The following is a 21,191-nucleotide window of genomic DNA, read 5'->3' as shown; positions in this document are numbered from 1 at the left end:
TATTTAAAAAGATTAAAATATTTTAAATTTAACTATAATTCGTATTATTTATCTTTTAAATAGTAATATTCCCCATTTTCTTTTTGTTCTCTATCAAGATAGCTGTCTAGCTTGTTTACTCTTGGCCTTTTTGTTTCTTTGTCTCTTCTGAATGTGATTTTTAGGTCTTTTAAGAATTTATTCATTGATGTTCTTAGATCCATTGGTTTGCTCGCTTTTCCTTTGATTCCTGGATCTCCTTGGAAAACCATTGCCCGATCACTTATATAGTCTATAAATACAATATCATGGTCTACAATAAGTGAAGCTGCATTTTTACTTTCTATAATTTTTCTAATAGCTTTTCCAGCTACTAATCTTTGTTCTACATCAAGAAAAGCTGTTGGTTCATCAAAAAGATATATGTCTGCCTCTTTTGATAAAGTAGTAGCTACAGCAAGTCTTTGCAGTTCTCCACCACTTAATTCATTTACTTGTTTATCTAAAATATCTTCAAGTGAAAATGGCTTCATAATTTCTGTTTTAAAAATATTTGAACCATAGCTTGGAGCATTCATATATAAAAAATCTTCTACTCTGCCTTCAAAGTCAGAAACAATATATTGTGGTTTATAAGCTATTTTTATATCTTCTTCAACTTTTCCCTCATCTGGTTTTACTTCATTAGCTAATATTTTTGCAAAAGTTGTTTTTCCAATACCATTTGAACCAAATGCAGTTACTATTTCATCATGAAATATCTCTCCTGATTCTGCAGTTAATGAAAATCCCTCATATGATTTTTTTAAGTTAGTATATGATACTATGGATTCTCCTTCATCTTCAGGTGTTGGAGGTCTAATACTAAATTCGATTGGCTGTTTTCGGATTCTTACATTTTCTTCTTTTAAAAAACCATTAATATATGCATTTATTCCGACTCTAACTCCTTTCATCTGAGAAACTACTCCATATGCTCCAGTTTGACCATATAAAATATTAACATAGTCAGATATAGCATCTAAAGTAGCTAAATCATGTTCAATTACCATAACTGATTTTCCATCTTCTGCAAGGGATCTTATGACTTTAACAGCATTTAAACGTTGACGAACATCTAACCAGGAGGTGGGTTCATCGAAATAGTAAAAGTCTCCTTCTCTTACATATGATGCAGCTATTGCAACTCTTTGGAGTTCTCCTCCACTTAAATTAGCTATTTCTCGATTAAGAACATTTTTAAGGTCTAATGTTTCTATAACTTCTTCAAATTTATTCCTTTCATCTGCATTTGATAAAAGTTCTGAAACATTTCCTTTTACAAATTTAGGAAGTTGATCAACCATTTGTGGTTTGTGTATAACTTTTATTTTCCCTTCTGATAGGTTTTTAAAGTAACTTTGAAGTTGTGAACCTTTATAATGATCTATTATTTCATCCCAATTGTTTGCAGGATTTTCCCAATTTCCAAGGTTTGGAATCATTTCTCCTGAGAGAATTCTCATTATTGTTGATTTTCCAATTCCATTTGGTCCAAGGATACCGATAACTGATCCTTCACTAAGAGTAGGAAGTCCAAACAATTCAAACATATTTTGCCCAAACCTGTGAATAGGATTATCAAGAGCCTCAGGAAGATTAATAACACTTATAGCATTAAATGGACAACGGTTTGTACATATACCGCACCCAGAACATAATTCTTCTGATATTAATGGTTTTTTTGTTTTTTCATCAATTATTATTGTGTCTTCTTCCATACGGACTCCAGGACAGTATTCAATACATGTGTAATTACATTTTTTTGGTTGGCATCGATCATGGTCTAATATGGAAATTCTACTCAATTTATCACCTATAAATAAAAAATATATTAAAAATTATTAGAAATTATATTATATAATGTATTATTAAATATACTGTTAGATAATTTATTAAATAATCCTTAGATTTATTAAATATATTATTAAAATAACTTTATTTTTAAATAAACCATATAAATAAACCTTATAAATAAATCTTATAAGTAAAACTTATAAATCTTATAATCTATTATAATAATTATAATTAAAAATAATTTTATTAACTAAAAATAATCATTCTTAAACTAACTATTATATATTTATTGCAAATATTTATTATTCTTAGTATTATTCTTATTATTTTTATTATTATATTTTCACTATAATAAATTTCACTAATATAAGTTATTATTGATATAAATCTTTATTTATAAATTATCATAAATTATATTATTATAAAATATATCATTATAATTTATATTATTATAAATTTATATTGTTAGTTTAATAAATATACTTTAATAAATATATTATTCGTAATTTATCATGATTTTAATTTAACAATTAAAATATAGATATTAAATTTATATTGATTCTAGACTTATTAAAAAAGATTTTTATTAAAAATAGATTTATTAAAAACGTTTATCAAAAATATACATTAAAAATATACATTAAAAATATATATTAAAAATAATATTATAGGTGTAATTTAATGAAACAGGTTATTGTAGTAAGGAATGATTTGAAGATGTCTAAAGGTAAAACTGCTGCTCAAGCTTGTCATGCTTGTTTAGGAGCATATAAAAAAGCAGACTCTGATAAAATTAGATTTTGGGAACAAGAAGGTCAAAAAAAGGTTATAGTAAAAGTAAATAGCTTAGAAGAGCTATTTGAAATAAAAGAAATAGCTAAAAAAAATAATGTTCCTAATTTTATTGTAAAAGATGCTGGTAGAACTGAGTTACCTACATCCACTATAACTTGTTTAGGTGTTGGTCCTGATACTGATGAAATAATTGATAAAGTGACTCAAGATTTGAAATTGTTAAGTTGAATATATAATTTAATTTATTGGATCTTTAATTTAAATTGTATTAAATTTAGTATAGTATTCATAATGTTTATTGTATTCATAGTACTTTATTATAAATATTTTATTATATTCAATTAGTATTTATATTCTGTTTAGTATTTATATTCAGTTTAGTCTTTATATTAAATTTAATCTTTATATTTAGCCTTAGTATTTAGATTTATCTTCTTAGATTATTAGTTTACATATTAGAGGTGTAATAATCATTGAATGGGTAATTAAAATTGGAGGAAGTCTTTTTCCAAAAAAAGCTATAAAATTAGTAGAATCATTAAAAGAAACAAATTGTATAATAATAGCTGGTGGAGGAGAATTTGCAAACCTTATTCGTAAGTATGATTTTGAAACTGAATTTTCCAATGATATAACTCATGAAACAGCTATTAATGCTATGGATATAATAGCTAAACTCCTAAATGATAAATTAAATTTTACAAAACTTGTTTATTCTCTTGAAGAAGCTGAAAAAGTTGTTGATTCTGGAAAAATTCCCATATTATTATGTTCAGATTTTTTAAAGGATAATAATTCTATTCCTCATTCTTGGAATATAACCTCAGATTCAATTTCTGCCTATGTTTCAAATATCTTAAAATCGAAACTTTTAATAGCTACAAATGTAGATGGTATATATAGCCGAGAACCAAATAGTGTTGGGTCAAAATTTTTTGATGAAATTGATGCTAAAAAACTACTAACTTTTAATGAAACATCAGTTGACTTAATGCTTGGTGAGTTATTACTTGAATTCGGTACTAATTGTTTTGTTGTTAATGGAAATTTCCCTGAGAGAGTTTTATCTCTTATTGAAGTTGAAAATAGTGACAGAATAAGTGATAATAATTATAAAGATAATTATAATTTTAAATATACATTAATTAGAGGTGAATAAAATGAAAAAAGTAGAATGTAAATCTTGTAAACAAGAAATTCCATTGATTGATACTTATGTTGAATTTCCATGTCCTGAATGTGGTGAATTAATAGCAAGATGTGATAAATGTCGTACTTTTGGTCACACTTATGTCTGTGATTGTGGTTTTGAAGGACCATAAAAATATTTACTTCAATATTTCTTATTCTAATATTTTCTGGTATTTTTTCTTTTTATCTTAATACCTGAGAGTATATACTAATTAATAATTATATTATTGGTTATATTAAATTTAATAATATATAATAAATATGATCATAGATTTATAAATTGATTTTTGTATGTAAAACTGTTTTTGATCATTATTATTTATTTAAAACGGTTAAAATTATCTTTTTAAGATAATAATCGATTTATTAGTAATATTTACTTAATATAAACCAAAATAATTAAATATTAATAGAGATATATTTTAGCTTGCATTTATTTAAGTATTATATTCAAATAATCTATAAATGTGGCCTAAAAAGTTAGCTATATTTTTATTATATAAATCAATAGATTATGCACCACATAATTTTATATGGGTTTTAAATAAATTAGTTTATTATTGTTTAATTTTTTAAAATTTGAATAAATTAAAAGACTAATGACTCAAGATATAGATATATATACTAAAATAATAAAATCATATTATATATACTAAAATGATAAAATTATATTATATATGCTAAAATGATAAAATTATATCATGTATTTATAATATAAATTTCAAAATTTCTAAAATAATTTTATTCGGAGGATTTAAAAATGGGAGAAGTAGTAGCAACTGTAAAATTAATGCCTGAAAGCCCTGATGTTGACCTAGAACAAATGAAAATTGATGCTCAAAATGTTGTTAGTGAAGATGCTGAGTTACATAAAATAGATGAAGAACCTATTGCTTTTGGTTTAGTAGCTTTAAATGTGATGTTTATCATTGATGATGGGGAAGGTGGAACCGAAATAGTAGAGGAAAAATTAGCAAAACTTCCTAATGTCAATAGTGTAGAGGTTCTTGATGTTAGAAGACTGATGTAGTTTTCATTTTAATTTTAACTTACTAAATTAGTACTATTAATTAATTTAACTTTATTTAATATTATCAATTTAGTTTTAATTTAATACTATTAAATTAATTTTAGTTTATTATTAATTTAACTTTAATTTAATACTATTAATTGTTTTATTTTTCATTTTATTTTATTTTTTTCAATTGATAGGTATAGAATTATTAATATAATTATTACTAATTCATTTATAAATATTAAAATGCAGGTGTGATAGGATGTTTGATCTTATTTTCGCTTGCTTTTTAGGTGTTATATGTGGTGCAATTACTGGATTAATTCCAGGAATTCATGTTAATACAGCAGGAGCTATAATTTTCACATCTTCTGCTTTTTTATTGGGAATTTTTTCACCAGAATTTTTATGTGTATTTTTGGTAGCTATGTCAATTGCACATGCGCTGATAGAATTTATACCTTCTATCTTTTTGGGAGTACCTGATGAAGCAACTGCAGTATCTGTACTGCCTGGTCATCGAATGGTTTTAGAAGGAAGATCTAAAGAAGCTATTAGAATAGTTGCTATTGGAGGGTTTGGAGCAATAATTGTTATTATATTAATACTTCCAATACTTATAATTTTTTTACCTACTATACAAGGAGTTATAAAGCCTTATACATTTTTAATACTTCTTTTAGTTTCATTATATATGATTTGGAGATTAAGTAATGGTAAAAGAGCCTTTTTTTGGTCATTAATATTATTTATTTTTTCAGGTTTTTTAGGTTGGACTATCTTTCAAACACCTATATCATCAGGACTCTCTATGATGTGTATATTTTCAGGTCTCTTTGGAATAAGTACTATTTTATTTAGTTTAAATGATAAATCTTTTATGCCCCATCAAAACAAATTTTATGACCTTGAATTGAATAGTAATATGCTAAGGGGAATTTTTGCAGGTGGTGTATCTGGAGCTATTCTTGGGTTTTTACCAGGATTTGGTCCTGCTCAGGGAAGTATAATAGCTCAAACAGTAGCGGGTGGAGATGGTGAGGACAATACTGAGAATTTTTTAACATCAATTAGTGGTTTAAATACTTCAGATACTTTATTTTCTCTTATATGTATTTATCTGATTGGAAATCCTCGAAGTGGAATAGCTGTTTATATGAGTTACTTAATAAGCACATTTAGTATTTCGCATTTGTTAATATTCATATTTACTGCACTTGTAGCAGTATCTGTATCATTAATGTTATGTTTAAAATTAGGAGATAGTTTTTCTAAGATAATGCAAAACATAAATTATAAAAAGTTGTCTTTTATAGTTATAATTTTAATGGTGTTAATTTTATATATATTTACAATAATTTATAAAGCCAACATTATCTATATTACCCTTGCTCTTATTACTTCAACTGCTATGGGGTTGCTTCCACATTATTTAGGTGTTTCTAAATCTCATTTAATGGGGGTTTTAATAATTCCTGCAATGATAATCTATTTTGAAATGTTTATATAGTGTATTTAGCTTTATATATTGTTTTGGTTTTATTATCATTCTTTTTTTAGATATATATTGTTCTTTTTTAGATATTATTTTTTCTTTTTTATTTTTCATTTTTTTATAAAAATTTTCTATTTTTATAAAGCTAAAAATGAAGCTTTTATTATTTATTGATTATATAATTTCAAAAAATTATTTTAACTATGTTTTATATATTATATATATCATTATTTGATTAATTAGTTACCAAATTTTTAACTTTTAAAATTTTTATAATTTTTATTATTATTTTTGGTTTCTAAACTATTAAAGATAAAGGTGATAATATGACTGATAACTCTATTAAAACTACAGTAGATGAATTAAAAAAGCTTTTAAATGTTAGAAATTTTGTTGGAGATCCAATAGAAACTGAAGATAAGATATTGATTCCTTTTATGAAATGGGGATTTGGTTTTGGTGCTGGACAAGTAAATAGTTCTGATTCTGATAATGGATTTGGCTCAGGTGCTGGTGCTGGGATAGAACCTATTTCCATAGTGGTTGTTGATAAAAAATTAGAGGGTATGGATGGTGTTAGAGTATTAAATCTAACAAAGGCTACTGAAACTAGTAAAGCAATATCTGAATTAGGCATAGTTGCAACTGATTTAATAAAAGAAATTATTTCTAATTATAATGAACAAACAGATAAATCCAATTCTGAATTTGCAAATAATCTTAATGAAGATTATACTGAAGTAAAAGATTCTGAATAGACTTTAGCTATATATTATAAATTAACTTGCTTGAATCTTTGGAATAAGCCATTGTATTTTAATATCTATCTAATGATTTAATATTTATTTAATAATTTATTTAATTTTAATATCTATTTAATAGTTTAATACCTATTTAATATTTTAGTATCTAAATCTAATATAGTAATATCTATTTAATACTTAATATTTATTTAATATTTTAATGTCTATCTAACTAAAGGGGATAATTTGGGCCTATTAACTTTAATTTTAGAAATAATTTTATTTTTAATTATTTTTATCATAATAATACTATTGATTTTTTTATATGTTGGGTTAGATATAAATATATTTCTAAATAAAAAGGAAAATGATTTTAAAGGGCATATTGAGGTTAAATGGTCTTTTATTAAAATTTTTTCTAAAAATTTTCCAGATACTGAAGAAAATAATAAAAATTCTAAAAATAATAAGGATTCTAAAAATAATAAGGTTAACAATAAAATTAATACTAAAGATACTGATTATGAATCTTCAAATGATGAAAAGAAAGAAAAGAATGATAAAAAAAGTAAAAAAGATAAAAAATCTAAAGATAAATGGAATGAATTTAAAACATTATTTCCTCTTATCAAAATCAATTTTTGGGATATAGTAGATTTGATTAAATCTATTTTATCTTCTATAAAATTAAAAAGTTTTAAAACTCATTTGATATTGGGATTTTCGAGTCCTGTGGATACTGCAACTATTTTAGGCTATATATGGGCCTTTTCATCGACTCCTAATATGCATAAATCTTTCAATCTCTCAGCAGAACCAGTTTTCAATAGAGAGGCTATAAATTTTAAAAGTGAAATTTCATTTAAAATAAATCTTTTAAAGCCAGCATTAAAAATTTTTAAACTTTTAACTAAAAAAAGCATGATTAAACTTATATTAAAATCAAGGAAGCTGCTTAAAAATGATTAAAGAATATTTGGCAGAGATTTTAAAGCTTAAACTTCATAAAGAAAGTTTTTTCACAAAAGCTTTTAGTTTAGGCAAATTTAAGATTTATCCGTTCTATGATTTATCTATTATGATTTCAAATTCAGATGAATCTGGAGTTTGTTCTATAAGTCCCATAGCTATAGTTGTTTTAGAATTTAAAAGTAATGATGAAGTTGAATATTATTTATATTATTTTGATGAGTCTAAAAAAAGTGAAGAATATAATAAGATTATAATAGAAAAATTCTGTGAGGATGTATTGGATTTAAACAATTAAAACATCTATGGCTATTTTTTCAGCTATTTTTTGGATTGGTCTTGTGTTTGTTTCAGGAAAACAATCTAATATGCATATATCGAATTCTTTATCTTTATTTTCTTTATTAAATTCGTAATTTTTTAGTTTTGAGTATAATTTTTCTATAGATAGGTTATATATTCTGAAATTTTCACCAAATGACATTTCAAAGTTTTCATAGTTATATCCTTCTATTTTTCTAGTTTTTTCTTTTGTTATTTTTGTCTTTGGTAGTAGTCTTTCATCACTTTTAAGTTCAAATATATTTTTATTAAATCTTTCTTTGATCATCTTAAACCCATTAGCTTCAAGATTTACTAATGTCATTATTGTTGCAGGTTTCCATATATCATTAAAAACTACTTCTTTAACACCTAATTTTAATAAAAATATACCTAGAGTTCCATTACCACAGGTTCCATCTAAAACTTTTAATTTGGAAATTTCTTCTCTGGAATAATTCTTTGATTTTAGATAATTACATAAATTAATTATTTTGTTTTCTGAAGAGTTTGGAAACTCTATGTAACTTAGATGTTGAACTTTATTTATAGCTATTTTTCCAAGTGGACTTTGAATTATATCACATCTTATGTCATTTCCCTTTAAAATTTTGTATGATGTCTCTTCACAATTTGAATCAATTTTTCCAACTGTTTCTCTTGAATTTCCTTTCAACACTCCTTTAATTTCACTAACTTCATCTAATATTATCTCTGCAATATGTTTTGTTAAATCTGTATGTAAAATTATCAAAGAATTTTTTTTTAGATATATGTGGGGATGGTTTGTTAGAGGAGTTATGAGTGGAACTGGTCCATTTCGGAGATTGTAGTTTCTTAATTTAATTTTTTCATCTTTCATTATTTTTAAAACATGTGTCATTATTATATCTAGATGTCTTTTTCCACAGCTACATCTACCAAATTCATTATCAATATCACATAAATTTACTTGCTCATCTATATTTTTAAATTTTTTAATCTTAATTGGAAGATTAATTTCACATTCTGGACATTGTTGTGTTTTTTTTAAAGAATTATGGATATTTTCAGTATTAATTATTTCTTTTGATAGATTATAGCTTATTCTATCAAGATTAAGCCGACTATAATTTTTTGAAAATATTTTTTTTCCCATGTTATCATTTTTGTTTTAGTTATCTTTATATCTTACTTTTAATAATAATATTATTATAGTAATAATAAATAATATTATTTTATTATTAATTATAATGATTATTATTTTAATTTATATTGTATATTTATTAGTATATATCTATTATTATGTATTTATTATTTATTGTTACTAATCTGATCAAAGGTGAAAATATGCCTATTAATAAAGAAAATGAAGATTTAAATTATAATTTTAGAGACAGTGGTAATAGTACAATACCAAAATATGAGTTATTAAAAACAGATTTTTCAGAAACAGAAAAATTTTTATTAGAAGATTTAAGAGATAATCTTGTTGATAAAGCCGTATCTTCAGGTAAAAATTTTAGGATTAATGAAAAAGAATTATTAAATCATATTAAAGATTTTTTAACAGGTAGCATTATTAAAAATAAAGAGAATGTAGATGATTACTTAAGTTATGATATCTCATCTAATCAGATGAATCACAATGATATTAAATTAAATTCTAAAAATAATATTTTTAAAAATGTTTCAGATAAAAGCTTTTCCAACGAAGGAATTGATAAATTAGCTAATAAGTTTTTTAAAGAAATTATTGGATATGGTGAACTTGATTCATTAATAAGTGATGATGAACTCGAAGAGATAATGATAATAGGTATTAATAAGCCTGTTTTTGTTTATCATAGGGATTATGGTATGATGGAGTCAAATCTAATATATAAAACAGATGAAGAAATTCTTTCAGTAATCGACTCGATAGCTCGTCAAGTTAATCGAAGAATAGATCAAGAATCTCCAATAATGGATGCAAGACTTGAAAATGGTTCAAGAGTTAATGCAACAATTCCTCCAATTTCTGCTGATGGTCCTTCCCTTACTATTAGAAAGTTTAAAAAAGATCCTTTAACTATTATAGATATCATTAATGAAAATACACTGAGTTCTGATTTAGCTGCATTTTTATGGTTATGTGTAGATGGTTTAGGAGTAAAACCTGCTAATACTATTATTTCTGGTGGAACAAGCTCGGGGAAAACAACAACTTTAAATTCTCTAACTGCATTTATAAATCCTAGGGAACGGATAATAACTATTGAAGACACACTTGAACTTCAAATACCTCATCAACATGTTTTAAGAATGGAAACAAGAAATTCTAACATTGAAAATAGGGGTGAGCTAACAATGGATGATTTAGTTAAAAATTCTTTAAGACAAAGGCCTGACAGAATAATAGTAGGTGAGGTTAGAGGAAAAGAAGCAGTAACTCTATTTACAGCACTTAATACTGGGCATTCTGGATTTGGAACACTTCATTCTAACAGTTCACGTGAAACCATAACTAGACTTACGAATGCTCCTATGAATGTTCCAAAAGTAATGATTTCAGCTATTGACTTTATTATAATGCAAAATAGAATATATCGCTCTGATGGTGTTTCTGTTCGAAGAGTAACTGAGGTTGTTGAAGTTGTTGGTATTGAGGAAGGTACTATTCAATTGAATAAAATTTTCAATTGGAATTCAAAAAGTGATGAAATAGAAAATGTTTCTATCTCCTGTAATACATTACAGACAATTGCAAATATTAAAGGAATCAAAGTTAAAGATCTTTTTGATGAAATAGATAAAAGAAAACGAGTTTTAAATTTTTTATCTGATAATAACATTAGAAATATTCATGAATTAAATAAATTTATAGGTAATTACTATTTAAACCCTTTCAATGTCCTTGATTACATATCAAATGCTTAAATTATGAAGCTTAGATTATGGGTTTACTAATGTTATAATTCAAGATTAGGAGTAGATATTATTTTAAAAAGCTTTTTCATTTCTTTAACAGGCAAATGTATAATATTATTTAATTTAACTTTTAAAATTTTTATAATTTTTAGAAATATTCTTTTTTTATTTTTTACATTTACAAAAAGAATTTGTGATGAAATTAATAAAAAAGTTCTTAATCGTAATTCAAAGAATAAAAACTTTAATAATAGCTATTTAAATAATGAGGATGGTGATGGATTAAACAATAATTTAACTGATATAAATAGACATAATAACATAGATAAATATTCTAAAATAAATAAATATAATAATGAATATTTAGATGAAAAAAACTTAGATAAAGAAGATTTAGATAAAGAAAACTTAAATAAAAAATATTTAGATAAAAAATATTTAGTTAAAGAAGACTTAAATAAAAAATATTTAAATAAAAAAGATTCATATAAAAAAAATATTAATAACACTCTCTTTGAAAATATTAGAAATTCTATAATAAAAAGAAACTCAAGAACTGAAAATATAAAACTTAATTTTATAGATGGAAATTTAAATAAATTCTTTTATAATAAAAAAATTGGTTTTATCTCTATACCATTTATTAATATAAAACTATTTTTATTGATTCTAGTCTCAATTTCATTGGTTTGTATAATTTTTAGTTATATGTTTTTGGGTTTTGAGGTAGCTTTAGCTATCTTGATTTTATTAATTATAGTAATATTTTGGATTATTAGTTTTCCAAAGAGGAATAAAGATAAAAATAAGGCTGAAATATCTAATGAATTACCTTATGCAGTTCGACAGATGGTTACTGAGTTAAGATCAGGTAAAGGTTTACATGATGTCATAAATTCAATAGCTAACTCTAATTATGGGTTGTTATCTCATGAATTTTCAATAGTTATTGAAGAAATCAAGTATGGGGAAACTACTGAAAGAGCATTGACTAATTTAGCTGATAGAACTTCTTCTGATGGTCTAAATAGAATAATTCAACAGATTATTGGAACTATGAATACTGGGGGAAATCTTTCTTCAAATCTTAATATAATTGCTGAAGATATTTCCTATGATATTAGAATAAAATTAAAAGATTATTCTCAAAAACTGAATGCTTTTATAATGATATACACATTCATAGCTATATTAGGTCCTGTAATCCTTTTGATAATGCTAATGGCAGCTTCTACTGTAATGGGGGATCTAGTTCCAGTTAACATTATTCTTATTATTTATATTTTCTTTTTCCCTATATTAGTCATATTTATGGGTTTATTGATGAAAAAAATGGAACCTGTATTATGAATATTGGGATTAAGATGAGTATTAAGTTAAATGTTTTTATTTTTAAATATTATTTTGATTTTTTAATATTTTGATTATTATCTTTATTTATTGATTATTATTTTGAATTTAAAATTTTTTTGATCTTAAATATTGTTTTGATTTTTAATCTTTGCTTTTAGTATTTCATCACAAGCATCTTTTGTTGTTAGCTTCATATCAACATTTAAACCTTTTTTTTTCAATCTATGTAATATTTCTGATGATTTTGGAGGTCTTAAATGAGCTTCTATTAAAAGTTTGTGATTTGCAAAGACTTCTTCAGTACTTCCTTGATTTATAATTTTTCCATGATGTAATACAAATATTTTATCTGCAAATTCCGTTATCATTTCTACATCATGTGAAGATATAACAATACTCATTCCATTTTTATTTAGATCATTTAAAATCTTTAAAACTTGTTCTACACCTTGTGGGTCAAGACCTGCTGTCGGTTCGTCAAGTATCATAATTTCAGGACGCATTGCTATTACTCCTGCTATGGATACTCTTTTTTGTTGTCCGCCACTTAAATGGTGGGGAGGTTTATTTTCAAAACCTGTCATTCCAACCATTTCTAAAGATTCTTTAACTCTCTTATCCACTTCTTCTAAAGATAATCCTAAGTTCATTGGTCCAAAAGCCACATCTTCTATAACACTAGGTGCAAAAAGTTGATCATCAGGTTTTTGAAAAACGACTCCTACTTTTTGTCTAACTTTCATCAATTCTTTCTTTTTATAAACAATTGGCTGTTCGTTAATTTTTATTATACCTTCTGTAGGCTCACTAAGTCCATTAAAGTGTGAAAATAATGTTGATTTTCCAGCTCCATTAGATCCAATAACTGCTACTTTATCTCCTTTTTCAATTGAGATATTAATGTTTTTTATTGCTTCTGTACCATCGGGATATGTGAATCCTAAATTTTCAGTTGATAAAACTGTTTCTTTCATTTTATAATCTTCCTTCTTTATCTATCTGTACAAAACAACACCTAAATATCCTAAATAGTCTGGATAAAAAGTTACTAAAATTTGTAAAATAATTATAATACTAATGATTATTGATATATAAATATAATCTGATTTATTTATTTTTTTTCTTACGTGATACAAATCAGAACTATCAGAAAAACATCTACTGACCATACTTGAGTATGTTGTTTCTCCTTTTTCATATGCTTTTAAAAACATCATTGCTATTGAATATCCTACCTGCTTTACTCTCCATTTATATGGTGTTAGTTTACTATGAATATCAAAATTTCTTGATTTTTGAGCTTTACGAATGGATTGAAGTTCATCAACAAAAATAAATAAGAATCTAACCATAATACTTAAAATCATAGCTAAATCTCTAGGCATACCTAACTTTCTAAGAGATTGAACAATTTCTTGCATAGGGCTTGTTGAAGATAGTAATACAATACTAGTTAAGCACACAATTAATCTAGAAGCTAGGAGTATAGCCCAATTCAGTCCTGATTGGGTAATATGAATCCATGAAATAGGACTTTGCCATATTATATCTCCAGGGTGGATAAATGGTTGAAATAATATAATAAATCCACCAAATGGTAAAAGTAGAGCTATTCTCATAAATGAATTCTTAAAAGATAGTTTAGCTAGAAATATCATTATTAATAAAAATATTTCTAGAACTAATGGAACTAATAATTGAGTAGAAAAAACTGTGTATACAATAATAATTAAAACTGCAATAAGCTTTATTCTACCTTCTAAATCATGGACAATAGAATGTTGAGATGATAAAGACTCTAAATCTAAAGTTTCATTAATATTCATTAAATTTTCTCCGGATAATCAAAATAAAATATTTTTTTCTGTAAAAAAAGTTATCTCAACTTAAAATTGTCTTATAAAATTTATTTTTATAAAGCTTCTTTTCTCTTTGATATATTTAAAATTTTTCTATTTTTAATAGTATTAAAAAATTTTAATTGTACTTTTAATAAACTTTTAGTTAAATTTTTAATTAAAATTTCTTTTAAATATTTAAAAAATTATTATATAAAAAATCTATAAAAAATCTAATAAAAAGTTTAACTAAAAATCTAGAATTTAAGTTTTTTAAAATAAAAAATAAGTTAGTATAAAACTAACTTGATCTATGTTTTGTTTTTTCTAACGATATATGCCACTCCAAATGCTAATAGTAGTGTTATTACAATACCCAGGACTAAAGCAAATATTTCACCAGTAACACTATCTCCCATGGTATAATCAGGGAATGGTGATTCTACAAAAGCATATGCAACATCTTCACCAACGTTTGCATCTTCTGCAGATTTTTCAAGTCCATCAGGGTCTCCAGATGCAATAAATGGTGATAAACCAGCAACTACAATACATATAATAATTCCGACTATAATTAGATATTTATCTTTTTTTTCCATCTAATCAGCTCCACCATTTGAATAATCTCTTTTATTCCATGCTAATAAGTCTGGTCTGAATTTTTCAAGTGCCATTATTACAATAATTGTTAAAACAGCTTCAATTATGCCAATAAATGCGTGATATATTCCCATTGATGTTAAACCTAAAACAAGTGGGAATGTTCCAGCAAGCGCCATTTCAACAGCACATGCTAATGCAGATATAAATGTTGCAAGCCATGCTGCAACTCCAATTGCAGGATATTTTCCAATGTAATTTTTTAACCCTTTAAATGTGAATAATCCTACTGAACCCCCGATTACTCCCATATTTAAAACATTTGCACCAAGAGTTGTAATTCCTCCATCTCCAAAGAGTAATGCCTGAAGAATTAGTACAACTGTAAATACAAGTACAGCTGCTTCTGGTGCCATAAATACTATCGCTACTAAAGCACCTCCAACCATATGCCCACTAGTACCAAATGGAATTGGCATGTTCATAGACATTATAGCGAAGATACCTGCTGCTAAAACTGCCATCAATGGAATACGCTTTTCATCAAGGTTATTTTTCGCCCATTTACTAGCGAAATATAATGCTATAATTAAGATCACATAATATATAGCACACTGCCACAATGGTATAAAACCGTCAGGTATATGCATACTTTCATTTCCTCCTAAGTAATACTTTTACTCTAATTTTCCCATGTAAAGTATTACTTCATATTCCTCTAAACTATTTTTTTTAAAATTTCAAGTTTCATATAGCATTCTTTGCTTTTTATATTAACTTGATAACAATGTTTATATGATATTTCTAATATAAAGCTTTTGATAGTAATATTTTTTTTGAAATTTCAATATTAAAGGTATTACTTTTTAAATATATTTTAGAGAATAATGATTATAATTTTAAAGTTTGTTTTAATAAAAATCAAAAATATTTTAATTAATTTTAATTAGTTAAATATATTTTAAAGTAATCTTCAATAAATTAAAGATATTTTAAGCTAATTTTAATTAATCAAAGATATTTTGAGTTAATCTCAATTTATCTTACTTTAATTTTTAATATTAATAAAATTACTAATAAAATTTAAAAAATAGGTTAGATTTAAATAGTTTTTTAATTATCAATTATTTAATTTTCAATTTAAAAATTAGATCTTCATAATTTTTTCATAATTTTATAATACCATTTTTTCTCCATTTTTTTATTTTTTAAATTTTCTGCTTTTTTGAAAGATTCTTCTGCTTCTTTTTCTTTTCCTAATTTTTTTAAGAGATCACCTTTCATTTCCCAAGGAATATTATTATTTGGATTTTTAGAAATAGCAGAATCATAAAGTTGGAGTGCTTCTTTTGGCTTTTCCATTGCTTCAAATATTTCAGCTTTTTTAATAATAGCATAAATATAATTGGGATCTTTTCTTAGAACCTTTTTACAATATTTTAAAGCTTTTTCATATTTTCCTTTCTTAATCATTCTATCTGCAAGTGTTATATTTATTTCTTTTGAGAAAAATGAAATTATGATTGCTATTAAAAGCAAACAAGCGATGCTCATGATAATGTCTTTTAAAATAATGATGCATATTAAAAATGCGATTAATAATATAGCTATGAGTATTGTATCATACCATTTCCATCCTTGATATCTTTCCATTAATTACACTTCCATTTTCATTTTTAATATTTAATAACTATTAATATTAATAATACTGTATCTATTAAAAATATTGTTCTTATTAACATTAGTAATAATAATATGTGCATTAATAAGATCATTTCTGTTATTATATTATTAGTAATATAAATATTTCTGTTTTTATTACTATTCCTATTAGTATTACTCTTACTATTACTAATAATATTATTACCAATATTATTAATACTAATAATACTAATATTAATACTTATGGTAATGTAATAATAAATATAAATAAAATTAGCTATGAAGAAAATTTGTTATCTTAGCAACATTATAGAAAATTACTTATATTATTAATGATATATATTTAATTAACATTATATTTGTATAATATTTTATTTAAAGAATTTATTCAAATTACAGTATATTATGTTAGTATCTTAGTTAATGATTGTATTTTATCTGGAAGACAATTATTTAAATTTTATCTTACTTAAAATAATATTATATTGATTATATCTTATTTTAAGTTGTTTAAAATAATTTTAATCGGTTAATTCCCTTGGTTAATTTTTTTACAATTTCTATTTTTTTATATTGAAATCAAAAAGCATATAAAACTTTAAAACTTACACTTTATAACTTATATTTTATTATTTTATAAAAATATACATATTCAAAGCTTTTTATACATCATTGAATTATTTTTAGTATAAAATTTATATATTGTGTAAAAAAATATAATTCTCAAATTTGATTTAATCAATTGAAAAAATAATAATTCTCTTTAAAAAATGAATACTTTCTTTATTTATAATATTATTAAACCAGAGGATTTTATTTTTAATTTATATTAATTTTATTATAGTAGGAATTATTTGCGATTTGTTAATACAAAAAATATATATACTTTAAATTTAAAATAAAATATCATTATAAATCATTATTAATTGCAACTGTAAAATCAATATAATAAAATTTTAATATTCTAAAACTTCAATATTATAAAATTTTAATACTGTAAGATTTCAGTATTGTAACATTTTATATAAAATTTTGATTATATTTGGAATTATTAAAAATAAAAATTATCATGTTTTTAAATTATGTTTTTGATAATGTGCTTATGTAATACAAGTTATAGCAAGAATAATAAATATAGTAATAAAAACTATACTAAATATAATAAACTAACTATAAACTAAATATAATAAAAAATATAATAAAAATAATACTAAATATAGTATAAAAAATAATATTAAGGGCTGTGATAATTTGACACCTAATTCAACTAAACCTAAAGAGTTTAAAGATGATTTTTGGAAAGCTAAAGATATAAAATTTTCTTTTGGTGAAATTATAGAAGATGATTCTCCTGTTTCTGAAGATAAAGAAACTTTTGTTGGTCCAACTTTAAAACCATCAGCTACGGATTTAAGATCATGGGATATGAAACTATTAGAAAGATATCCTCCTTTTTATGCTCCGTTTTGTGATATGTGTTGTTTATGTACTTATGGAAAATGTGATCTTACTGGTAAAAAAGGTGCTTGTGGTATTGATATTGAGGCTCAGCAGGGAAGATTTGCACTTTTAACATGTTGTATAGGTGCTGCTGCCCATTCTGCTCATAGTAGGCACTTACTTGAATATTTAATTCACAAGGTAGGCCCAGATCATCCAGTAGATTTTGGAAATAATATTGATATTGAAGCACCAATTATAAGAACTTTAATTGGTAAAGCTCCTAGAACATTAGGTGATATTAGAGAAGCAATGTCCTACATGGAAGAAGAAAACCTTCATTTACTTTCTGCTTGTCATACTGGCCAAGAGGGTAACCATCTTGATTTTGAATCTAAAGCTTTGCACGCTGGTTTAATGGATCATATTGGAATGGAAATAGGAGATATTTCACAAATAACTGCTTTGAATTTACCAAAAGGTGATCCAGATACTTCTCTTATAGAGCTAGGTATTGGATCAATTGATAGGGATAAACCAGTCATACTTTGTATAGGTCATAATGTTGCCCCTGGTTCTGGAATTGTTGATTATTTAGAAGATAATGATCTTGAAGATGATGTTGAGATTTGTGGTATATGTTGTGCTGCTATTGATATAACTAGATATAATAATAGGGCTAAAGTTGTTGGACCTATTTCTAAACAGTTAAAATTCCTTAGAAGCGGTGTTGCTGATGTTGTTGTTGTTGATGAACAATGTATAAGATCTGATGTTCTTGAAGAAGCTCAAAAAACTGGAACTGCATTAATAGCTACAACCGATAAAATGTGTTTAGGATTACCTGATAGAACAAATGATGAGGTTGACTCAATTTTAGCAGATATATTAAATAAACAAATTGAAGGAGCCCTTATTCTTGATCCTGAAAAGGTCGGTGAAGTAGCAACTAAACTTTCATTAAGTTTATCTAAATCCAGAAAATCTCTTAAAACTTTACCTGACATGGATGAAATTCAAGAAGAAGCTAGTAATTGTACACAATGTGAATGGTGTGTAAGAGTTTGTCCTAATAATCTTCCTATAATGGATGCAGTATCTTCTGCAGGTAAAGGGGATTTTGATGTAGTAGAATCATTATATAATAATGATATTTGTTATACTTGTGGTCGTTGTGAACAAGAATGTCCTGAAGATATAAAAATTATGGATTTAATGTCTAAAGTTGGTGAAAACAACCTTAAAAATCAAAAATTCAATATTCGTGCAGGAAGAGGTCCAATACAAGATGTTGAAGTTAGACGTGTAGGTGCCCCAATTGTTTTAGGTGATATACCTGGTGTTATAGCATTTGTAGGATGTACTAATTATCCTAATGGTGGGGAAGAAGTTGCTAAAATGGCTGAAGAATTCTTAAAGAGGAATTATATTGTGGTTACTAGTGGATGTGGAGCAATGTCTATTGGTGAGTATAAAGATGAAGAAGGAAAAACTCTATATGAAAAATATAGTGGGGAATTTGATGCAAGAGGTCTTGTTAATGTAGGTTCCTGTGTATCTAATTCTCATATATCTGGAGTTGCTATTAAGATAGCTAACATCTTTGCTAAAAAACCCCTTGAAGGAAATTTTGAAGTTATAGCTGATTATATATTGAACAGAGTAGGTGCTTGTGGAGTTGCATGGGGACCTTATTCACAAAAAGCAGCAGCTATTGCATCTGGTGTTAATAGGTGGGGCATTCCTGTAGTTTTAGGTCCTCATGGTTCTAAATATAGAAGGCTCTATTTAGGTAGACCTGATAAAGAAGATGTTTGGAATTTAAATGATATGAGAACTGGAAAAGTTATTAAAGGCGAACCTGCTCCAGAACATCTATTATTCGCTGCTGAAAATAGAGAAGAAGCTACAGTAGCTATTGCTAAAAATTGTCTTAGACCTACTGATACTAATAAAGGAAGACAAATTAAATTGAACCATTATATAGACTTAAACAAAAAATATTTTGGTGTGATTCCTGAAGATGTTTATAAATATGTTCGTACTGATAAAGATATTCCAATAACTTATAAAAATGATGTTAAAGAAATTTTAGAAAGAAATAATTGGGAACCTCGTGAATTAGTTATGGAACCATCAATTCTTGATTTTCCTGAAGAAGAATGAATGGAATATAGAATAATTGACCAATTATGAGCAATTATAATTATGATTAATTATTAAAATATAGGAATAAAATAAGAATGTGGGAATAAATGGTGATTAAATGAATGACAGAGTTATTCCATGGCAACCAACAGTTATTGCTGGACCAAAACAAGCTTTACTTGCAACTCCTGAAACTGCAAAGTTAATGCTTCGTAAATCTAAACGTCCTCTGTTTGTTGTTGGGCCTTATGCAAAGAATGAACCTTTAATGGGTTTTATTAAAGATATAGCTGAAACTTGGGATTTACCTATTGTTACAACAGCTGATACTTTTAAATCTTTTAATGAAAATGGAATTGAAAGTAATTATTATGGTATTGTTGAAATAACTAATTTACTTAAAGATCCTGAGTGGAAAGGTATTAGGGGTGAAGGACCTCATGATTTAGTGATGTTTGTAGGGTGTATTTATTATATAGCCTCTCAGGGGCTTTCTACTTTAAAACATTTTGCACCTCACCTTAAAACTTTGACAATATGTAAATATTTCCATTCAAATGCTGATGCATCTTTTCCTAATATGAAAGATGAAGAATGGGAGAAGTATTTAGAAAAAATGAGTGAAAAATAGAATACTATTAAATATTGATAATTTCCAGTTGGAATATTATTAAAATTGGAATATTATTAATAATATTTATAATATTTGTTTAGTAATGTTTGCTAATAATAATTATAATACAATTTATTTTTAATATTAATATTATATTGAATATCATTTTATTGAATATCATTTTAATATTATTGATATTAATGTTATTACTATTAGTTTTAATATTTAATAAAATGATTAAATATAATTCTTAGTATACTGCTCTTAATAAATGCTAATAAAGTGTTTAAATATTTAAAAATCA

General features: G+C 25.0%; 19 protein-coding genes. 12 read left to right on the top strand and 7 right to left on the bottom strand.

From position 1 onward, the window contains the following. Nucleotides 1-44: 44 nt before the first annotated feature. On the bottom strand, nt 45-1,826 hold the full coding sequence (locus tag MarbSA_RS04440) for a ribosome biogenesis/translation initiation ATPase RLI (RefSeq protein ID WP_221061944.1): 1,782 nt from the start codon (nt 1,824-1,826) through the stop codon (nt 45-47). A gap of 670 nt (nt 1,827-2,496) precedes the next feature. On the opposite strand from MarbSA_RS04440, the gene pth2 reads away from it, so the two are divergent. From pth2 to MarbSA_RS04400, 8 genes are all read left to right on the top strand, one after another. After that, nucleotides 2,497-2,838 carry a peptidyl-tRNA hydrolase Pth2 gene (pth2, locus tag MarbSA_RS04435; RefSeq protein ID WP_221061943.1) on the top strand — a complete coding sequence of 114 codons (342 nt, stop codon included), beginning with the start codon at nt 2,497-2,499 and terminating at the stop codon, nt 2,836-2,838. A gap of 292 nt (nt 2,839-3,130) precedes the next feature. Next, nucleotides 3,131-3,769: an amino acid kinase family protein gene (locus MarbSA_RS04430; RefSeq protein WP_244987894.1), complete on the top strand. Its 639-nt coding sequence runs from the start codon at nt 3,131-3,133 to the stop codon at nt 3,767-3,769. Nucleotide 3,770: 1 nt separating this feature from the next. Next, complete coding sequence (locus MarbSA_RS04425; protein WP_042702070.1) at nt 3,771-3,932, top strand: zinc finger domain-containing protein; 162 nt, start codon at nt 3,771-3,773, stop codon at nt 3,930-3,932. 629 nt (nt 3,933-4,561) lie between these two features. Continuing rightward, the gene (locus MarbSA_RS04420) at nt 4,562-4,831 is read left to right on the top strand and encodes an elongation factor 1-beta (protein ID WP_042702067.1); all 270 of its coding nucleotides are present in this window, start codon (nt 4,562-4,564) and stop codon (nt 4,829-4,831) included. 247 nt (nt 4,832-5,078) lie between these two features. Next, on the top strand, nt 5,079-6,326 hold the full coding sequence (locus MarbSA_RS04415) for a tripartite tricarboxylate transporter permease (protein ID WP_221061942.1): 1,248 nt from the start codon (nt 5,079-5,081) through the stop codon (nt 6,324-6,326). A 311-nt stretch (nt 6,327-6,637) separates the two neighbouring features. Beyond that, nucleotides 6,638-7,069, top strand: coding sequence for a GerW family sporulation protein (locus tag MarbSA_RS04410; protein ID WP_042702062.1), 432 nt, complete (start codon nt 6,638-6,640; stop codon nt 7,067-7,069). 231 nt (nt 7,070-7,300) lie between these two features. Further along, the gene (locus tag MarbSA_RS04405; RefSeq protein ID WP_221061941.1) at nt 7,301-8,023 is read left to right on the top strand and encodes a DUF2953 domain-containing protein; all 723 of its coding nucleotides are present in this window, start codon (nt 7,301-7,303) and stop codon (nt 8,021-8,023) included. Further along, nucleotides 8,016-8,321: a hypothetical protein gene (locus MarbSA_RS04400; RefSeq protein ID WP_054835448.1), complete on the top strand. Its 306-nt coding sequence runs from the start codon at nt 8,016-8,018 to the stop codon at nt 8,319-8,321. Before MarbSA_RS04405 ends, MarbSA_RS04400 begins: the two co-directional genes overlap by 8 nt. On the opposite strand, the gene MarbSA_RS04395 is transcribed toward MarbSA_RS04400, so the two are convergent. After that, complete coding sequence (locus MarbSA_RS04395) at nt 8,310-9,482, bottom strand: hypothetical protein (protein WP_221061940.1); 1,173 nt, start codon at nt 9,480-9,482, stop codon at nt 8,310-8,312. The genes MarbSA_RS04400 and MarbSA_RS04395 overlap by 12 nt on opposite strands. Nucleotides 9,483-9,673: 191 nt before the next feature. Between MarbSA_RS04395 and MarbSA_RS04390 the strand changes: the two genes are divergently transcribed. Continuing rightward, nucleotides 9,674-11,242 carry a TadA family conjugal transfer-associated ATPase gene (locus tag MarbSA_RS04390; RefSeq protein ID WP_221061939.1) on the top strand — a complete coding sequence of 523 codons (1,569 nt, stop codon included), beginning with the start codon at nt 9,674-9,676 and terminating at the stop codon, nt 11,240-11,242. A gap of 705 nt (nt 11,243-11,947) precedes the next feature. After that, a complete protein-coding gene (locus MarbSA_RS04385; protein WP_244987891.1) occupies nt 11,948-12,583 on the top strand; it encodes a type II secretion system F family protein in 636 nt (211 codons plus the stop codon). Between the two features lie 125 nt (nt 12,584-12,708). Here MarbSA_RS04385 and MarbSA_RS04380 read toward each other — a convergent pair whose 3' ends face one another. The 5 genes from MarbSA_RS04380 to MarbSA_RS04360 form a co-directional block, all read right to left on the bottom strand. Then, the gene (locus MarbSA_RS04380) at nt 12,709-13,560 is read right to left on the bottom strand and encodes an energy-coupling factor ABC transporter ATP-binding protein (RefSeq protein WP_221061937.1); all 852 of its coding nucleotides are present in this window, start codon (nt 13,558-13,560) and stop codon (nt 12,709-12,711) included. Nucleotides 13,561-13,581: 21 nt separating this feature from the next. Next, complete coding sequence (gene cbiQ / locus MarbSA_RS04375) at nt 13,582-14,412, bottom strand: cobalt ECF transporter T component CbiQ (protein ID WP_042702054.1); 831 nt, start codon at nt 14,410-14,412, stop codon at nt 13,582-13,584. Nucleotides 14,413-14,735: 323 nt separating this feature from the next. Further along, nucleotides 14,736-15,023 (bottom strand): PDGLE domain-containing protein, encoded by a 288-nt coding sequence (locus MarbSA_RS04370; protein WP_042702051.1) that lies wholly within the window; start codon nt 15,021-15,023, stop codon nt 14,736-14,738. After that, nucleotides 15,024-15,674, bottom strand: a complete 651-nt coding sequence (gene cbiM, locus MarbSA_RS04365; protein ID WP_042702049.1) for a cobalt transporter CbiM — start codon at nt 15,672-15,674, stop codon at nt 15,024-15,026. It abuts the gene before it with no gap. Nucleotides 15,675-16,179: 505 nt separating this feature from the next. Continuing rightward, nucleotides 16,180-16,677, bottom strand: coding sequence for a tetratricopeptide repeat protein (locus MarbSA_RS04360; protein WP_054835089.1), 498 nt, complete (start codon nt 16,675-16,677; stop codon nt 16,180-16,182). 1,260 nt (nt 16,678-17,937) lie between these two features. Between MarbSA_RS04360 and cdhA the strand changes: the two genes are divergently transcribed. Together cdhA and cdhB are read left to right on the top strand one after the other, a co-directional pair. After that, complete coding sequence (gene cdhA / locus MarbSA_RS04355; RefSeq protein ID WP_244987890.1) at nt 17,938-20,292, top strand: CO dehydrogenase/acetyl-CoA synthase complex subunit alpha; 2,355 nt, start codon at nt 17,938-17,940, stop codon at nt 20,290-20,292. 100 nt (nt 20,293-20,392) lie between these two features. Continuing rightward, the gene (gene cdhB / locus MarbSA_RS04350) at nt 20,393-20,905 is read left to right on the top strand and encodes a CO dehydrogenase/acetyl-CoA synthase complex subunit epsilon (protein ID WP_042702040.1); all 513 of its coding nucleotides are present in this window, start codon (nt 20,393-20,395) and stop codon (nt 20,903-20,905) included. The last annotated feature ends 286 nt before the right edge of the window (nt 20,906-21,191 follow it).

Origin of the sequence: Methanobrevibacter arboriphilus, from assembly GCF_019669925.1 — an archaeon.
GTDB classification, from domain to species: Archaea; Methanobacteriota; Methanobacteria; order Methanobacteriales; family Methanobacteriaceae; genus Methanobinarius; species Methanobinarius arboriphilus_A.
This window is presented reverse-complemented; position numbering and strand designations above follow the sequence as displayed.